Raw genomic sequence first — 15625 nt, 5'->3', positions numbered from 1 at the left:
TTAACCTTCGCCAAGGCCTGAAGCGATAGCTTTACCAATCGATTCAAGTGCTTGTGCTGCATCTTCACCTTCAGCAACAAACTGAAGCTGGTGGCCGTGTTTAACGCCAAGTGCGATTACTTTCATCAAGCTCTTCGCGTTCACTTCTTTTCCGTCGCCATCTAGGTTTGAAACGCGGATCGTTGATTCGAATTTCTTCGCTTCAGCGACTAGCATTGCACCTGGACGAGCGTGTAAGCCGTGTGCGTTTTTGATTTTGAATACTGCGCAGTTGTCATCGTCTTGAGACGCTGTAGAAACCGCTTCACCTTTCAGAAGGCCAATCACTTGTGCAATGTCAGCGGTTAACAGTTGTTGCTGTTTACCTTCGAAAACCATCTTGCTTAGGTTTGCCAGAATAGATTGGTGTGCGCTGTTACAAGCGGCGAATGCGACCAATGCTTTCACTGGTGTGCCTTCGTACTCACAATGGTTTGCCGTTGAAACGAAAGATACGCCAGTGCGAGTTACGCCTTTATCGCTGCCCAACAACCACAGGCCTTGGCCTAGGTGAGTCGGTGTTTTTGTCACTAGGTCGGCAACGAATGTGTTGTCTGTGCAACCAGTGTTCTTAAGAAGGCCGCCCGCAACTGCAGACATTTGAATCATGTCGCTTGCAGGGAACAGCAGTTGAACTAAAGAAGCGTCTAGGTCGGCTTCTAGTTGAACTTCGCCATTAAGTAGGGCGATGATTTCGTCTTCTGATTTCGCTTGCTTTAATTTCTCTTCAACGCCGTCAGCCGCTAGCACTTTCGTTAGCTGCTTAAGAATGCCTAAATGCTCGTCAGATTTAGCCGCAATACCAATTGCTACGTAAACACGGTTGCCGTCTGCCCAATCAATGCCTTCAGGGAAGTGGTGTACCGCAACGCCTGTCTCTTTTACTAGGCCACGCGTGTCCGTTGTGCCGTGAGGAATCGCGATGCCGTTACCTAGGAACGTAGAGTTCTGGTTTTCACGGTTCAGCATTCCTTCAACGTAGCCAGAATCCACTAAGCCTTTCGCGGTTAGGTCGCCAGCAATGTTCTGGATAGCTTTGAATTTGTCATCGGCCGTTTGACCAAGAGTGATGTCAGATTTTGATAATTTAAGCATGGTGCCTCTTTAGCGTATAGCTTGAGAATTTGTGTATCGCTACGATTCAGTCTAGAGCAAGAATTAGTGGACTTTACTCGTTGCTTTGCTCTTTGTTTTACTTTAGCTGAATCGGTTCAGCATTCAGTGTAAAAAAATTCAGCAAAGCCGATTTTGGTTTTCAAAATAGTTTTGCTGCGTGTCGTAAGTTCAGTTTCGTTAATAACGAAAAGTTGAATCACAACAAATGACGCTCAATCCATACAAAAGGATGATTGAAGTCACTTTTCAGATTTTGCTGAATCCTTTCAGCTTTTATACTGAATCGATTCAGCATATAATTCAACTAATCCGAGGATCAGATCATTGGTTATATGATCCTACGCACAAAATACAGGTCACCCATATGACACTTGATGAAATTGCTAAATTGGCTGGAGTATCGAAAACCACGGCCAGTTATGTCATCAACGGCAAGGCGCAGAAATACAGAATCAGTGAAAAGACTCAGCAAAAAGTCATGGCGGTTGTGGAAGAGTATAACTACCGACCAGACCATGCTGCTTCGTCGCTGCGTGCTGGTAATAGCCGTTCATTTGGTTTGATTATTCCTGATCTGGAAAACAGCAGTTACGCGCGTTTAGCAAAACTGATAGAGCAGAACTCCCGTAAAGTGGGCTATCAGATTTTGATTGGTTGCTCTGATGATGACGCTGAAACCGAGCGAAAGGTCGCTGAAGCTTTGGTCAGTCGTCGTATCGATGCCTTGCTTGTTGCGAGCTCAATGCCAGACGCCAACGAGTTTTACTTGAAACTGCAAAATTCAGGTACACCTGTAATTGCGATTGACCGTCCGTTAGACGATGAGCATTTTGCTTGCGTGATCAGTGAAGATTTCGAAGCCGCGTTTGAACTGACTAATTCGATTCTCGATGACAGTATTCACAGTGTTGGTTTGATTGGTGCACTGCCTGATCTGAACATTTCGCGTGAACGTCAGCTAGGTTTTGAAGCGGCGAACAAAGCGCATACTCAACAAACAGGGCTCACAGACAACAAGCCGATGGTTGTCGGTTATGGTGAGCACTTTGATAGAGAATCAGGGCGCGAGGTTTTTGAAGACTGGATAGCTAAAGGCACAGTTCCTGATGCGATTGTGACTATGTCTTACACCTTATTAGAGGGTGTGTTGGATGTGATGGTCGAAAAGCCAGAGCTGATCAATCAAGTAAAACTGGCAACCTTTGGTGATAACCGTTTATTGGACTTCTTACCCTTTAAAGTCCATTCACTGCCGCAACAATTTGAAGTGATTGCCGATAGTGCTTTTGCCTTGGCGTTAAATGCTTCCGCTAAACGTTATCAAGCGGGTATTGAACTCGTGCCAAGAAGCTTAGTGAAACGAGGCTAGCTCGAGTTTTACTGTTAGCTAGAAGCCTCGCGTTTAGCTCGAGCTTGGAATTAACTCGAGCTAAGCAATAAGCCCAACTCTACAATGGCAACAATGCCGAGCAACAAAGCCAACACTTTCCAAAACTGGATCGGGTTTCGGTTTATCAAAGGTTGCTTGGCTTTGCTTTTGACCAAGCTTTGGTTTGGTGTGTAAAGGTCTGCCACAAAATCCCCCAACACTTGATGACGTTCGCTTGGCGACTCCGCGCAGGCTTTTTGTAACACCAAATCCACCCAGCTTGGTAAGTCCGCTCGTTTCTGAGTGATGGGTTGGTATTCCCATTGATGGTGGCGAGATTGCTTAAGCGATTGCGCGGTCATTTCAGAGTAGGGCAATTCACCGGTTAGCATCTCATAGCCAATCACAGCGATAGAGAACAGATCAGAGCTGGTGGTCGCGCTGTTATGTTTGATGGTCTCGGGTGCAATGTAATTGACCGCACCTAATGGAGTGTCGTCTTTGTCTGCGAGCTCTCCCTCTTCAAGTCCTCTGACTAATACAGCGCCAAGGTCGATGATTTTTATCTCACCATCATGTTGAAGCATAATGTTCTCGGGCTTTAAGTCTCGGTGCACCATGTCTGCGCGTTGTAATACTCGAATACCTTGTGTGATTTTTTCTAGTATGTCGCGTACTTCATTGAGTGACGGTTTTGGATTGTCGTACATCCATTGTCTTAGCGTGATGCCTTCTACCCATTCGCAGATTTGATATAAGAATTGCGAGTTCTCTGGCGTAGGGTAGACCTTCATTACTTTCTTATTGTTTAGCAAGATCCCCGCCCATTGTTCATTAAAGAAAGCTCTCAGTTGCGAAGGGCTATCGTGATATTGGACGGAAGGGACTTTCAGCACGAACTCGGTTTGTGTCTCTTTCTGCATCACACGATACACATGGCTTCTAGAGCCTGCATACAACACCTCAAGCACCATAAAGTTGTCGATACTTTGCCCGAGCTTTAACGCGGGTGGGATGGCACGTTTAGCCAGCTTTTCATGGAACTCAATGAGCGAAGGTTTAGGTAGATGGCTGACTTGCACAATCAAACAGCTCACGTTGTCTGAGCTATTGTGGCTTAAAGCAGTGTTACAGATGGTTTGTGCTGCGTATTCGAAATCCGCTCCTGGCTTATCGATGTGTTCATTGAAGGTGTTGGGCGAGACAAATTCATGCACACCATCCGAAGTGAGGATAAAGCAGTCGTTTTTCTTGATAGGCAGGGTTTGATAGTCAACGTTGAGTTGGTTATCCATGCCTAAGGCGCGTGTTAGGTAATGCTTCTGTCCCATAGTTTTACGTGTATGGTTGCGGGTCAGTTGGCGTAATTCTCCATCTCTTAATAAGTAAACTCGACTGTCACCGACATGGAATATATGCGCTGTGTTGGATTTCAATATCACACTGCTGAATGTAGAAACTAGGGCGTTGTGGTTCACTTGTTGAGCGGGGTGAATGTTAGAAACAGACGTGTTGAAGAGCCAAGAGTTGAGCGAGGTTAGGACTTTTTGCGCTGAACGCTGAATGCTCCAGCTATTTGGCGTGGCGTAATAGTCGTCGATAAACTGCATCACGCTGGTGTGACTGGCTTTCTGGCCGTGTTCACTGCAACTCGCGCCGTCTGCTATGCAGGCGACACTGCCTTTCAACTCTTGCTCAGAACGAGTCTTCGGGTGTTTTACAATGATGGCGTCTTGGTTTTCATCACGTATGCCTTTATTCGAATAACCACCAAACTTGAGTGTGAGCTGGTTGTTTGATTCCGGCGTGACGACTTGCCCTTGGCTGAATGAAATTGTCATAACTGGTCTTCTTCTTAACTGGCTGTCTTCTCATTTGCTTGAGAGCACATCTGAGGAAGAACAAAAGCCCTAGTGAACCTAGAGCCTTTGAACGCAGTACCAAAGTGGTGAAACACACCTCGGTACTACTCCCGATTCAATGAGTGGTTAGCTCGATACGTTAATCAAGGTCACGCTACCGTCGTCATTCACTTCAGCAATTTGACCGTTAGGCTCTTCCATGAACAGAAGAGTTACAAAGCCAAGTACCGCTGTTGCAGCAATCACTAAGAAGAACGTTTGGTAGCTCACGAATGACAACACAGTTAGGTAAACTACCGCACCCACGTTACCGTAAGCACCTGTCATACCAGCAATCTGACCTGTCATACGACGCTTGATTAGAGGAACTGTTGCGAATACTGCACCTTCACCCGCTTGCACGAAGAAAGAACACGCCATCGCTGCGACAACCGCTAGCCATACAGGCCATGTGCTGTCGACTTGACCCATTGCGAAGTAACCCACAGCAAGACCAATCGTTAGAATAAGCAGTGTTGGTTTACGACCGAATTTGTCTGAAATCCAACCACCACCTGGGCGAGACATTAGGTTCATAAAGGCATAAGCCGATGCAACCATACCTGCAAGAACCGGTGTTAATTCAAAGGTATCAGAGAAGAACAGTGGCAGCATAGAAACAACAGCCAGTTCAGAACCAAATGTCGCGAAGTACAATACGTTAAGTACCGCAACTTGTTTGAATTTGTATTGGTGAATCTCTGGTACTTCTTCTTTAAATACGTTCTTGTTTACTTTCCAAACTTGCGACACTTCGTACACGTAAAGCGCAGCCAAACCTGCATATACGGAGTAAACCGCCATGTCAGATAGCATGTTGATGTTGGTTGGTGATAGCTTCCATGTCAGTAGCGCTAAAGCGGCATACATTGGGATCTTCATAATAAGTAGGAAGAAAAAGTCACCCTTTGATGTCACTTCCATTGCTGTTACTTGAGCCGGTTTGAAGTAAGTAGAACCTTTTGGTGTATCCGTTACGTTTTTGTAGAACACAAACGAGAACGCTAAGCTCATTACGCCAGTAATACCGACCGCATAACGCCAGCCGTCTTCACCACCAAATGCTAAAGCCAGAGTTGGAAGCGTGAATGCTGCCGCTGCTGAACCGAAGTTACCCCAGCCACCGTAAATACCTTCAGCCGTACCCAGTTCATTGTGTGGGAACCACTCAGACACAAGGCGAATACCAACGACGAAGCCAGCACCAATGAAGCCTAATAGGAAACGAGCAATCGCCGCTTGAATGAAAGAGTCTGCCATAGCAAACATAAAACAAGGGATTGAACAGACCGCGAGTAGCGAAGAATAGACCAATCTTGGGCCGTATCTGTCGGTTAACATACCAATCGCGACACGTGCCGGAATGGTCAATGCAACGTTGAGAATAAGCAGTGTTTTGATTTCCTCAGTTGAAAGGCCAAGCGAGGTTTTCACCATTTGCAGTAGTGGGGCAAAGTTGAACCACACGACAAAGGTGATAAAAAAGGCCATCCAACTTAGGTGTAAGGTTTTCATCTTACCCGTAAATGAAAGCAGCGAAAATTTTGTGTTATCCATGGTTTAAATCCTTTAAATCTGGAAAATTACCCGGCTTTAGCTCGTGCGTTACTTCCGAAATTCGAACGCATTCATGTGGCTAAACCCTGTGCCGAAATTGCTCACGCTGATAAAGCGTTTACATGATGGTGTCGGCGATTAGTTAACTGGCGATAGCAAGCGGTGCGAGAACCTGAACTTGTTCTCCTTGCTTGCGAACTTCAAATTTCACGAGCTTGAGATCGGGTTGTTCAAGGCACGCGCCAGTTTCTAAGTGGTAATGCTGCTTGTATAAGGGTGAGGCTACGTAAGGCTCACCGCTTAATGAACCAATGATACCACGTGACATCACATTCGCCTTACCAACAGGATCGTAATTAGAGAGCCCATAAAGCGTGTCACTTCGCTTGCAGTAAAAAATAGCCACTTGGTTATCGTCTACTTTGGCGCAAATACCACCGTTTGGGGTTAGGTCCCGGGTGTTGCATACGGTTGTCCAATTTTCCATGACTTTCTCCTAGTCAAAACATAAAACTAATAATCAATTTAATTAGGGTGATAGCCGACAGCAATTTTCTTGGGCTGAGCCACTGTCGACTATCGATATTGGGTTTAGTTGTTACTGATTCACTGACCGTCAATTCGGCTTACGAAACTTCCGTGACTTCGATTTGGTCAGCCTTGGTTAGCATTTCATCTCGTTGTGAATCTGAAGAAGAGCTCAAGCTCGGCTTAGGAAAACGCTGCTCTCGTTCTTTGATGAATGACAGGCTAGTGTCCATTTCTTCGCTGTTGATGTAGTGCTGGAAACGCTTCATTTTTTCAGGGTTTTCGATGGTGGTTTTCCACTCACATTGGTATTTTTCGATGTTAAGGGCGATATCGGCTTCAAGTTCTTCAGCAACGTTGAGCTTGTCTTCAATCACGACTTGCTTGAGGTATTCAATGCCGCCTTCAAGGTTTTCCATCCATACCGATGTACGCTGTAGGCGATCCGCGGTACGTGTATAGAACATCAGAATGCGGTCGATGTATTGCAGCAGGGTGGTTTCATCAAGGTCGGTCGCGAAAAGGTCACCATGGCGAGGGCGCATTCCGCCGTTACCACAGATGTAGAGGTTCCAACCTTTGTCGGTGGCGATAATGCCAAAGTCTTTTGATTGGGCTTCTGCACATTCACGAGTACAGCCAGAAACCGCAAACTTGATCTTGTGTGGTGAGCGTAAGCCTTTGTAGCGGTTTTCTAGTCGAATCGCTAAGCCAACACTGTCGTCGACGCCGTATCGACACCAAGTGCTACCCACACACGATTTCACGGTACGAACTGACTTACCGTAGGCATGGCCCGTTTCAAAACCCGCATCAATCAACTTTTTCCAGATGATTGGCAGTTCGTTAAGTTGAGCGCCAAACAAGTCGACACGCTGACCACCAGTGATCTTGGTGTAAAGGTCGAATTCTTTAGCGACTTCGCCAAGCACGATTAGTCTATCGGGTGTGATTTCACCGCCAGCAATACGCGGAACCACAGAGTAGGTGCCGTCTTTTTGCATGTTACCGAGGTAGATGTCGTTGGTGTCTTGCAGTTCTATGTGTTGATCTTCAAGGATGTAATCGTTCCAGTACGAAGCCAAAATAGAACCGACTGCTGGCTTACACACGGTACAGCCCAATCCGTTTCCATGAGAATCCAATAGCTCATCGAAGGTCTTAATTTTGTTGACGCGAATAATGTCGGTAAGCTCTTGGCGAGAATACGCAAAGTGCTCACAGATATCGTTAGAGACTTCCACACCTAGGTTACTTAGCTCGCTATCGAGAACCTGTTTAGCAAGGGCAGAACAACCGCCACAACCTGTTGAAGCGTTCGTGGTTTCTTTCAATGCGGCCATCGTGGTGCAACCCGCTGAAACCGCGTCTTTAATGTCGCCTTTGGTTACATCAAAACACGAACAAATCACTGCGCTATCGGGCAGAGCTTCAACACCCATTGCCGAACCTGAATCATCCGCGACATTAGGTAGAATCAGTACTGATGGGTTTTCAGGAAGAGGCATGTCATTTTGCTTTATTTGCAGTAGCGAACCGTAAGCCTCTGCATCACCGACCAATACTGCACCGACAATCTTTGTGCCGTCTGCCGAGATGATCAGGCGCTTATAAACTTTTTCAATTTCATCGTTATAGGTATACGACTGAGCGCCTTCTGTCTTGCCATGTACTTCACCAATACTGGCCACATCGACGCCAAGCAGTTTGAGTTTGGTACTCATGTCAGCGCCAGTAAACGAAGCGTCGCTTGTTCCGTCCGATAAGATATGCGAAGCCGCGACTTTCGCCATGGAGTAACCAGGGGCGACTAAGCCGAAGATCTTGTTGTCCCAAAGCGCACACTCTCCAATCGCATACACGTTGTCGATGTTAGTTTGGCAGTGATCATTAATCACGATGCCGCCACGTTCACCAATGGCGATATCAGAGCTGCGAGCTAGGGCATCTTGAGGGCGAATACCTGCAGAGAACACGATCATATCGGTTTCAAGGTAGGTGCCGTCTGCAAAGTTCATTCTGTAGCGAGCGTTCTCACCCGCGACTATCTCAGAGGTTGCCTTCTCGGTATGAACTTGCACGCCAAGGTCTTCAATTTTTCTGCGCAGTAGAGCACCGCCACCGTCATCTAACTGCACGGCCATCAGGCGAGGTGCAAATTCAACAACATGTGTTTCCAAGCCAAGGTTTTTGACTGCGTTTGCCGCTTCTAAGCCAAGCAGACCACCACCAATAACGACGCCAGATTTGCTGCCTTTGCTAGATAGTTCAATGGCGTCTAGATCTTCGATGGTGCGATAAACGTGGCAGTGTTCTTGGTCGTTACCGGGAATTGGGGGAACAAAAGGGAATGAACCGGTCGCCAGAATCAAGGTGTCATAACTCTCGGTATGTCCCGATTCAGTCACAACGCACTTATTTTCAGTATCCAGTTGAGCGACTCTCGCGTTGAGAAGGTAATTGACGCCATTACTTTGGTAATACTCTTCGCTGGTTAATGCTAAATCATCAGCATTTCCGCGCTTGAAGTAAGCGGTCAACTGAACACGGTCGTAGGCCAACCTTGGCTCTTCACTAAAAGTAATAACATCAAACTCATCACTGTCTGATTGCAGGATGTTGTCGATAAATTTGTGTCCAACCATGCCGTTACCAACAACGACGATTTTCTTCTTGCTCATAATCCATTCCTTATTCTCGGCGTCACCATCACTAGCATCTAATTTCTAGTCGTTAGCAGATGAATACCGGGTTGAGATTCCACTCAATTCATAATCATCAAGAAAAACAAAAATGTTTTTTCTAAGTCTTGGTTTTTAGTGGAGCAAGGAGGGTGCCAGATTACGGTTTGTTCATTTAAATAAAAATTAACTTATAACTTTCAGTGGCTTAAAAAGTAGAGGTAGCACGCAATTACCCCTAAAGTGGTATGTAAATTTTTTGTTAGATTTATATAAATGAGCGTTTGTGGTGCAACTTTCCGCAAGATGGTGCAAAAATTAAGTTTCTATCTTGGTTAAGTTCGATTTTGTTCAGCGTTGATATTTTATATTTAATTAAGTTGTTGTTTTTAAGTGGAAATATTTCAATTTGGTCGACTGGTATTAAGTGGCGTGCTATTTGCTTGGTTTGAGTAATTACAATTATGGATAATTGAGCGAGAAACGGATGACCGATTCAAACAGCGGCTGGATAAAATCAACCTGTGCTTATTGTGGTGTAGGGTGTGGAATAGAAGCGAGACCGACATCGTTAGGAAAACTAGAAGTACGTGGTGATAAAGATCATCCATCAAACTATGGAAAGCTATGTACTAAAGGGATTGCGCTTGGTGATACCGTCACGCCTTTAGGACGCCTAACACAGCCTGCTCATATTCAGAATGAGCAAAAACAAGAGCTGGACTGGAACAGTGCCACTCAGTTGGTCGCAGACAAATTCAATCAAACCATCGAAGAATTTGGGACCGATTCGGTTGCGTTCTATGTTTCTGGTCAGCTGCTTACCGAAGACTACTACGTTGCTAATAAATTGATGAAAGGCTTCATCGGCAGTGGCAACATCGACAGTAATTCTAGGCTATGTATGGCTTCAACCGTGGTTGGGCATAAGCGAGCATTTGGCGCAGACACCGTACCTGTCTGTTACGAAGATCTCGAGCAAGCCGATCTGGTTGTGATTACAGGCTCCAACCTAGCATGGTGTCATCCGGTACTTTTCCAAAGGCTAAGAGCCGCGAAACAAGCCAACCCTGCATTGAAAGTCATCGTCATCGACCCGCGTTATACCGATACCTGTGAAATCGCAGACATTCACTTGGCATTGGAATCTGGCTCAGACGTGGCGCTGTTTAACGGCTTATTGGGCTATCTCGACGATAACGACAAGCTAGATGCAGACTACATAGAAAACCACACTCAAGGCTTTACTGAATCAATTCGATCTGCGACTCGCTACCGTTATACCGAATCAGGCTATACCGAATCAGGCTGGGGCGACAAAAGCGTTCCTGAGCTCACAGGGTTAACAGAGCAGCAGCTAAAACAGTTCTACAGTTTGTTTGCATCGAACGAGAAGGTGCTGACCATTTACTCCCAAGGCGTGAACCAATCGACACAAGGGTGTGACAAGGTGAATGCCATTATTAACTGCCATTTAGCCACCGGAAAAATCGGCAAGCCGGGAATGGGGCCATTCTCTGTCACAGGACAACCGAACGCGATGGGTGGGCGTGAAGTAGGCGGCTTAGCCAATACCTTAGCCGCGCACTTTGAATTTGGTGATCCGCAATCACACCAAACGGTGAGCGAGTTCTGGCAAACCGACAGCTTAGCCACACATGCGGGTTTAAAAGCGATTGACCTGTTTGATGCCATGAATGAAGGCAAAATCAAGGCGGTGTGGATCATGGCAACCAACCCAGTCGTGAGCCTGCCTGACAGTGAAAAGATCAAAGCCGCATTAGAGAAGTGCCCATTTGTGGTGGTGTCGGATTGTATTGCTGATACGGAAACCACTCGCTTGGCCGATGTGGTGCTGCCCGCGCAAGGGTGGAGCGAGAAGTCGGGTACTGTGACCAACTCTGAGCGCCGCATCTCACGTCAACGCCGTATATTACCAAGCCCAGGGGAAGCTAAACCTGATTGGTGGATCTTAAAAGAAGTCGCACAAAAAATGGGATTCAAAGAGCAGTTCGAGTTCCGCCACGAAGGTGAGATCTTCAAAGAGTATTGCGAGATGACAGCGCTCGGCAATGAGACAGGCAAAGCCCGTGACTTGTGCTTAATTGGACTCACGCAACTGGATGAGAAAGACTATGGTGAACTCACTCCACAGCAATGGCCAGTGCTAGAGTATCAACCAGAGATCATCGAGCAGCGCATGTTCACCAATGGCGAGTTTTTTACTGAATCAGGCAAAGCGCAGTTTATTGCAGTCGAACACGACAAACCGATTGCCGATACCAGCCTTGAATTCCCACTTATCATGAACACAGGCCGAATCCGAGACCAATGGCACACCATGAGCCGCACGGGCTTGGCCGCAGGTTTAGGAGAACACACACCAGAACCCTTTGTCGCTATGCATCCAGATACCGTTGCAGAGCTTGGCTTAGACGAGTTTGGGTTAGATGCCTTCAACCACGTCACTATTAATCCGGTGGTGAAAGTGCGCAGTGCACAAGGGGAGTGCCAAGCCCGCTTAGTAGTAACCAAAGAGATGCGCCGAGAACAAGTCTTCATGCCTATCCACTGGAATGCCCCAACCGCCAAAGACAGCAAACCATGCGACTTGATTTTGCCTCATACCGATGCGGCATCAGGCCAACCAGAATTCAAACACACACCCGTTGTAGTAGAGCCGTCTGGTTATCGCAGTGAAGCCGCACTGGTCAGCGACAAGGTGATGGATTGCAGTGGTTTTGATTACTGGGTACGCCAAAGAGTGGAGGGTGGTTTTCTGTATCGTATCTCGTCATCCAAGAACCCAATGGAGTTGGTGATTCAGCTTGCTAATACCCTTGATGCCTTGCCAGAACCTAACGTGGAGGCAATAAAATCACTCCATTACCACGGCAATAAGTCATTCAAGAACTACGGTTCTGCCAAACTGGGTCAGTCTGGCGTAAAGCAAGCCTTTGTGGTGAACAGTAAGCTTGACCATCAAAGCATTGAATGGCTGGTGGAGTGCCTAACCCGAGAAGCCGATGAAGAGTTCGAAGCTGAGTTTTTGAGCACTATGGCGAAGTAGTTATTACCTCTCACTTATCCATACCTATAACAAAAACGCCGACAATCACGTCGGCGTTTTTGTTTGAGAACACGACTCTTAAGTTATGACAACTCATAGTCTGAATTGCGGTTCACTCACATATTGGGGAGTTTTCTGCATTTTGCCGAAACTATATGGAAAATTTCTGCTTTTCGTCATGTTTGATACGAAGATAAGTAGGTAAGATTATGTTATTAAATGAGTTATTAGACTAAGTGTAGTGTGTCTTGGAAACTAGACAGAATTGTTTCAGGGACAAAATGCAGAATTATTCTGTCTAATATAGCTGTTATGTGATTATGGAGAATCGATGAGTTACACCATTGCAATAGTTGACTTTAAACTACCTGAAAACTTTGATGAAGCAGTCGCGCTTGTAAATCCTTTGACTGAAATTGATGTCGAAGAAATTGAAGTTATCTACCAACAATTTCATGATGAAGTCATTAAACTGTTTCCGTGCTTATGCAGTCTATCTGATGAAGATGTCGATAATGGGGTTTGGTGTGACGGTCCATTAATCAATAACTTTACTGTCAAAGCTCCTGTTATTGGTTTTTCTTACTCAAAAGCGGAAGAAGCGCTTCCTGTTGTAGGACAACTTGCATTAAAAATGGGGTTGTCCATTTTAGATTGGCAATCACAGCAGGTTTATAATCCGTAAAATCACATAACAAACGACTATGGCGTCAATGATTAATTTTTGGCAGTGTTTTCATCCCACATGGCGCAATCTCTCAGCATAGAGTTAAGAGTCACAACCATCTTTCGAACACACGCGATTATTGCGACCTTTTTAGGCTTTCCAGCAGCTAAAAGCCGAGTATAAGTTGCTTTGAATACGGGGTTACTGACTTATGGAGTATTACCTTAACATTTTGGTCTACGGCATGAAGACTGAAGTAGTTTTTAGCTAGGCCGATACTGCAGAAATAAGAAGAATCAGACACGGTGCCTACGATGCATTTAAGTACCACATAACTGTGGCAGATCCTCGGTAGGGGGAATCCGTGTCATTCGTTAAGTGTAAGTTGTAACACTGGTAGACTTAGACCTAATTTAGGATAGTAAATGAAACTTTTCGAACTGTTGTCTTTAAAAAATAACGATGTGTTGCCTGAGTCCTCAAAGGTTCATCTTGCTGTATGGAACGGGGAAGATAACCCATTAGATGTGTATCTTTCGGGAGAGTTTGAAGATTGGCAGTCGTGGCAATCAAAAAGAAATTTTGAGAGAAACTATATTGTTTCTCTCATCCAATTGGCAGGCACTGATCGCTGGTTGTTTGTTGGCAGTTATAACTCCATCGAGAGTAAATACTTCGAAGAACATAATCGCTTTAAATATCAAACAAGTGAAATAGACTCATTGAATGAACTGGCAGGTAGGCTGATTGTTTCATTCAAGCGTTCAGGTCGAGCTTCGTATTTACTAGCTGAAAATTGGTCTGAAAATATGTTTGTTTCCGAAATTCTTCCTAAAAGGATGGTTGTTGAGGAATTTAAGGGCTATAGCAATACCTCTTTATCCAAAGCTAAATTGGATCTGATTATTAATCAAAATTTGGATTCTTGGCGTTCTGCATTATCTGCTGTTTCAGGTATATATCTAATTACAGATACTGCTACTGGCAAGTTGTATGTAGGCAGTGCCACTGGTTACAGTGGAATTTGGCAACGTTGGTGTGATTACTCATTTAATGGACATGGCGGAAATAAGGAGTTAAGGATGGTTTTGAAAAAAGAAGGGGATGATTATTCTTCTAACTTTCAATATTCCATTCTAGAAATCGCAGATACACATACTCATTCTGAATCAATAACAGAACGCGAGACTTACTGGAAAAATGTATTGTGTTCTAGAGAGTATGGATACAATTCAAATTAACAGCATTTAACAAGTTGCTTAAACGGAACTAATGGAGTTATACAAATGAAAGGCGATTTTGAATTTGTCCTTGATTTAGCAGAAAAGTTTTTCGTACAAGATGAAGTTCAGAAAAAATTCAAACTGATCAATGAGTACGAGTTTACGGGTTGGGAGATATGGTTTCAGATAGAGTTTGCGAGTTTTCTACAGCAGCATGATGCAGTATCTGAAATAATACGTGAGTTTGGCTATTCGATCGATAAACGCATGCGCGGAAGTCAAACAAGAATGCATATAGATTTTCTTATACGGAAAAAGCGCAGCTCTCGAAGCTCCTATATCGCTCTAGAGGTTAAGCAAAACCAAAATGCATCCTCTTGTGTTAAGGGAATGATGAATGACATTCAGAAAATTTGGAAGCTAAAAAAGTCAGAGGATGACTTGCGTAGTATGTGGTGTTTAGGCATTTATCCAACGGTCGAAGATGAAAATATTACACAGATTATTGATAAACAATCAAAGTTAGTTGGTGTTGAGTTGCCTAAACATTTAATACAAACAAAAAAAATCCCGAACACTAGTTTCTCATTCACCCTGCTATAGTAACCTAACAAATTGCTTTAATGGACTTCTAACGCTTGGCAGTTTTGGTTACAAGTAGTTTTGTGCTTTAAGGTGCGTTGCTTTGGGTTGGGTGATCCCGTTGTTCACCCCTTAATAGGCGCTGTACGAAATCATCATTTACTTAGTTGAGAGTTGACAATTGGATATTTTGGGAATTTTAAAAGACTACATATTTGCATTCTTAATGGCGCTGTTTCTAGCTTATATTGCATATCAACAGTTAGTAACGAACCGTCAGAAACTCAAACTAGATCTCTACAATAAGAGATTTGAGGTATATACGACTACGTTAAAGTTTTACCAAGAACTAATAGGCGATGGTGTTACCTCAGAAACTCACAAGGGCTTCATAGAGAAAAAGGAAGCTGCCAAATTCTTGTTCTCAGAAGATGCATCAATTTACGAACTGCTCAATGAACTCCACGAAAAGTCATTTAAGGTAAAAGCTTTTAAAGGCCATCATAAAGAACTAGAGTCCAGCCCTGAAATATTCAGAAAAGCGGCACAAGAATCTCTAGAGGTAGTTAACTGGTCAATTGAAGCAGTCAAATCTCTAAGCAGTAAATTAGAGAAATATTTAAACATGTAGCAAGTTTCGTATAACAAGATAATTGGACTCCCCACCTACACAATCTAATCTGAACATTGAAGTGTTTAAGGAAGTCCATATAAGGCGTTTAAGACGGATTCCCAACGCTTGGCATTTTCGGTTTGATTCAGCTTTAGTGTTTACGGCACAATGGTTTAGGTAGGGTGGTCTGCGTTGCTCACCACTTAACGCGGCTACATGGATTCCCCCGGTTGTCAAACATCCGCTAAACTTATGTTGATGGGTTTTGGACTGCCGCTC

11 protein-coding genes and 2 pseudogenes are annotated in these 15625 nt (G+C 44.7%); 6 read left to right on the top strand and 7 right to left on the bottom strand.

Features of this window, described 5'->3' with window-relative positions:
• On the bottom strand, positions 1 to 1134 hold the full coding sequence (gene fruB, locus NX845_RS19680) for a fused PTS fructose transporter subunit IIA/HPr protein (RefSeq protein ID WP_108189290.1): 1134 nt from the start codon (positions 1132 to 1134) through the stop codon (positions 1 to 3).
• Positions 1135 to 1519: 385 nt separating this feature from the next.
• On the opposite strand from fruB, the gene cra reads away from it, so the two are divergent.
• A complete protein-coding gene (cra, locus tag NX845_RS19675) occupies positions 1520 to 2524 on the top strand; it encodes a catabolite repressor/activator (protein ID WP_108189289.1) in 1005 nt (334 codons plus the stop codon).
• Positions 2525 to 2574: 50 nt separating this feature from the next.
• Here cra and NX845_RS19670 read toward each other — a convergent pair whose 3' ends face one another.
• From NX845_RS19670 to nirB, 4 genes are all read right to left on the bottom strand, one after another.
• Positions 2575 to 4365 carry a bifunctional protein-serine/threonine kinase/phosphatase gene (locus NX845_RS19670; protein ID WP_260257086.1) on the bottom strand — a complete coding sequence of 597 codons (1791 nt, stop codon included), beginning with the start codon at positions 4363 to 4365 and terminating at the stop codon, positions 2575 to 2577.
• A 147-nt stretch (positions 4366 to 4512) separates the two neighbouring features.
• On the bottom strand, positions 4513 to 5982 hold the full coding sequence (locus tag NX845_RS19665; protein ID WP_108162633.1) for a NarK family nitrate/nitrite MFS transporter: 1470 nt from the start codon (positions 5980 to 5982) through the stop codon (positions 4513 to 4515).
• Between the two features lie 142 nt (positions 5983 to 6124).
• On the bottom strand, positions 6125 to 6469 hold the full coding sequence (gene nirD / locus NX845_RS19660; protein ID WP_004730303.1) for a nitrite reductase small subunit NirD: 345 nt from the start codon (positions 6467 to 6469) through the stop codon (positions 6125 to 6127).
• 139 nt (positions 6470 to 6608) lie between these two features.
• Positions 6609 to 9191 (bottom strand): nitrite reductase large subunit NirB, encoded by a 2583-nt coding sequence (gene nirB / locus NX845_RS19655; RefSeq protein ID WP_108189287.1) that lies wholly within the window; start codon positions 9189 to 9191, stop codon positions 6609 to 6611.
• 472 nt (positions 9192 to 9663) lie between these two features.
• Here nirB and NX845_RS19650 point away from each other — a divergent pair, with 472 nt between their 5' ends.
• Together NX845_RS19650 and NX845_RS19645 are read left to right on the top strand one after the other, a co-directional pair.
• Positions 9664 to 12261, top strand: a complete 2598-nt coding sequence (locus tag NX845_RS19650; RefSeq protein WP_260257085.1) for a molybdopterin oxidoreductase family protein — start codon at positions 9664 to 9666, stop codon at positions 12259 to 12261.
• A 331-nt stretch (positions 12262 to 12592) separates the two neighbouring features.
• The gene (locus NX845_RS19645) at positions 12593 to 12946 is read left to right on the top strand and encodes a hypothetical protein (RefSeq protein WP_017082500.1); all 354 of its coding nucleotides are present in this window, start codon (positions 12593 to 12595) and stop codon (positions 12944 to 12946) included.
• A gap of 32 nt (positions 12947 to 12978) precedes the next feature.
• On the opposite strand, the pseudogene NX845_RS19640 reads toward NX845_RS19645, so the two are convergent.
• A pseudogene (locus NX845_RS19640) lies at positions 12979 to 13134 on the bottom strand (IS110 family transposase); the annotation flags it as partial.
• Positions 13128 to 13232 (bottom strand): annotated as a pseudogene (locus tag NX845_RS19635) (IS110 family transposase); the annotation flags it as partial. The pseudogenes NX845_RS19635 and NX845_RS19640, both read right to left, overlap by 7 nt.
• Before the next feature lie 121 nt (positions 13233 to 13353).
• Here NX845_RS19635 and NX845_RS19630 point away from each other — a divergent pair.
• The 3 genes from NX845_RS19630 (at position 13354) to NX845_RS19620 (ending at position 15364) form a co-directional block, all read left to right on the top strand.
• Positions 13354 to 14169, top strand: a complete 816-nt coding sequence (locus tag NX845_RS19630) for a GIY-YIG nuclease family protein (protein ID WP_017083733.1) — start codon at positions 13354 to 13356, stop codon at positions 14167 to 14169.
• Positions 14170 to 14214: 45 nt separating this feature from the next.
• Positions 14215 to 14754 (top strand): hypothetical protein, encoded by a 540-nt coding sequence (locus NX845_RS19625; protein WP_017083732.1) that lies wholly within the window; start codon positions 14215 to 14217, stop codon positions 14752 to 14754.
• Positions 14755 to 14914: 160 nt separating this feature from the next.
• Entirely contained in the window at positions 14915 to 15364 is a 450-nt protein-coding gene (locus NX845_RS19620) for a hypothetical protein (protein WP_017083731.1), read from the top strand.
• Positions 15365 to 15625 lie beyond the last annotated feature (261 nt).

The organism is Vibrio sp. NC2 (assembly GCF_025195005.1).
GTDB lineage: Bacteria > Pseudomonadota > Gammaproteobacteria > Enterobacterales > Vibrionaceae > Vibrio > Vibrio splendidus.
Note: the sequence above shows the minus strand (reverse complement) of the source record. Positions and strands in the feature narration are given on the sequence as shown.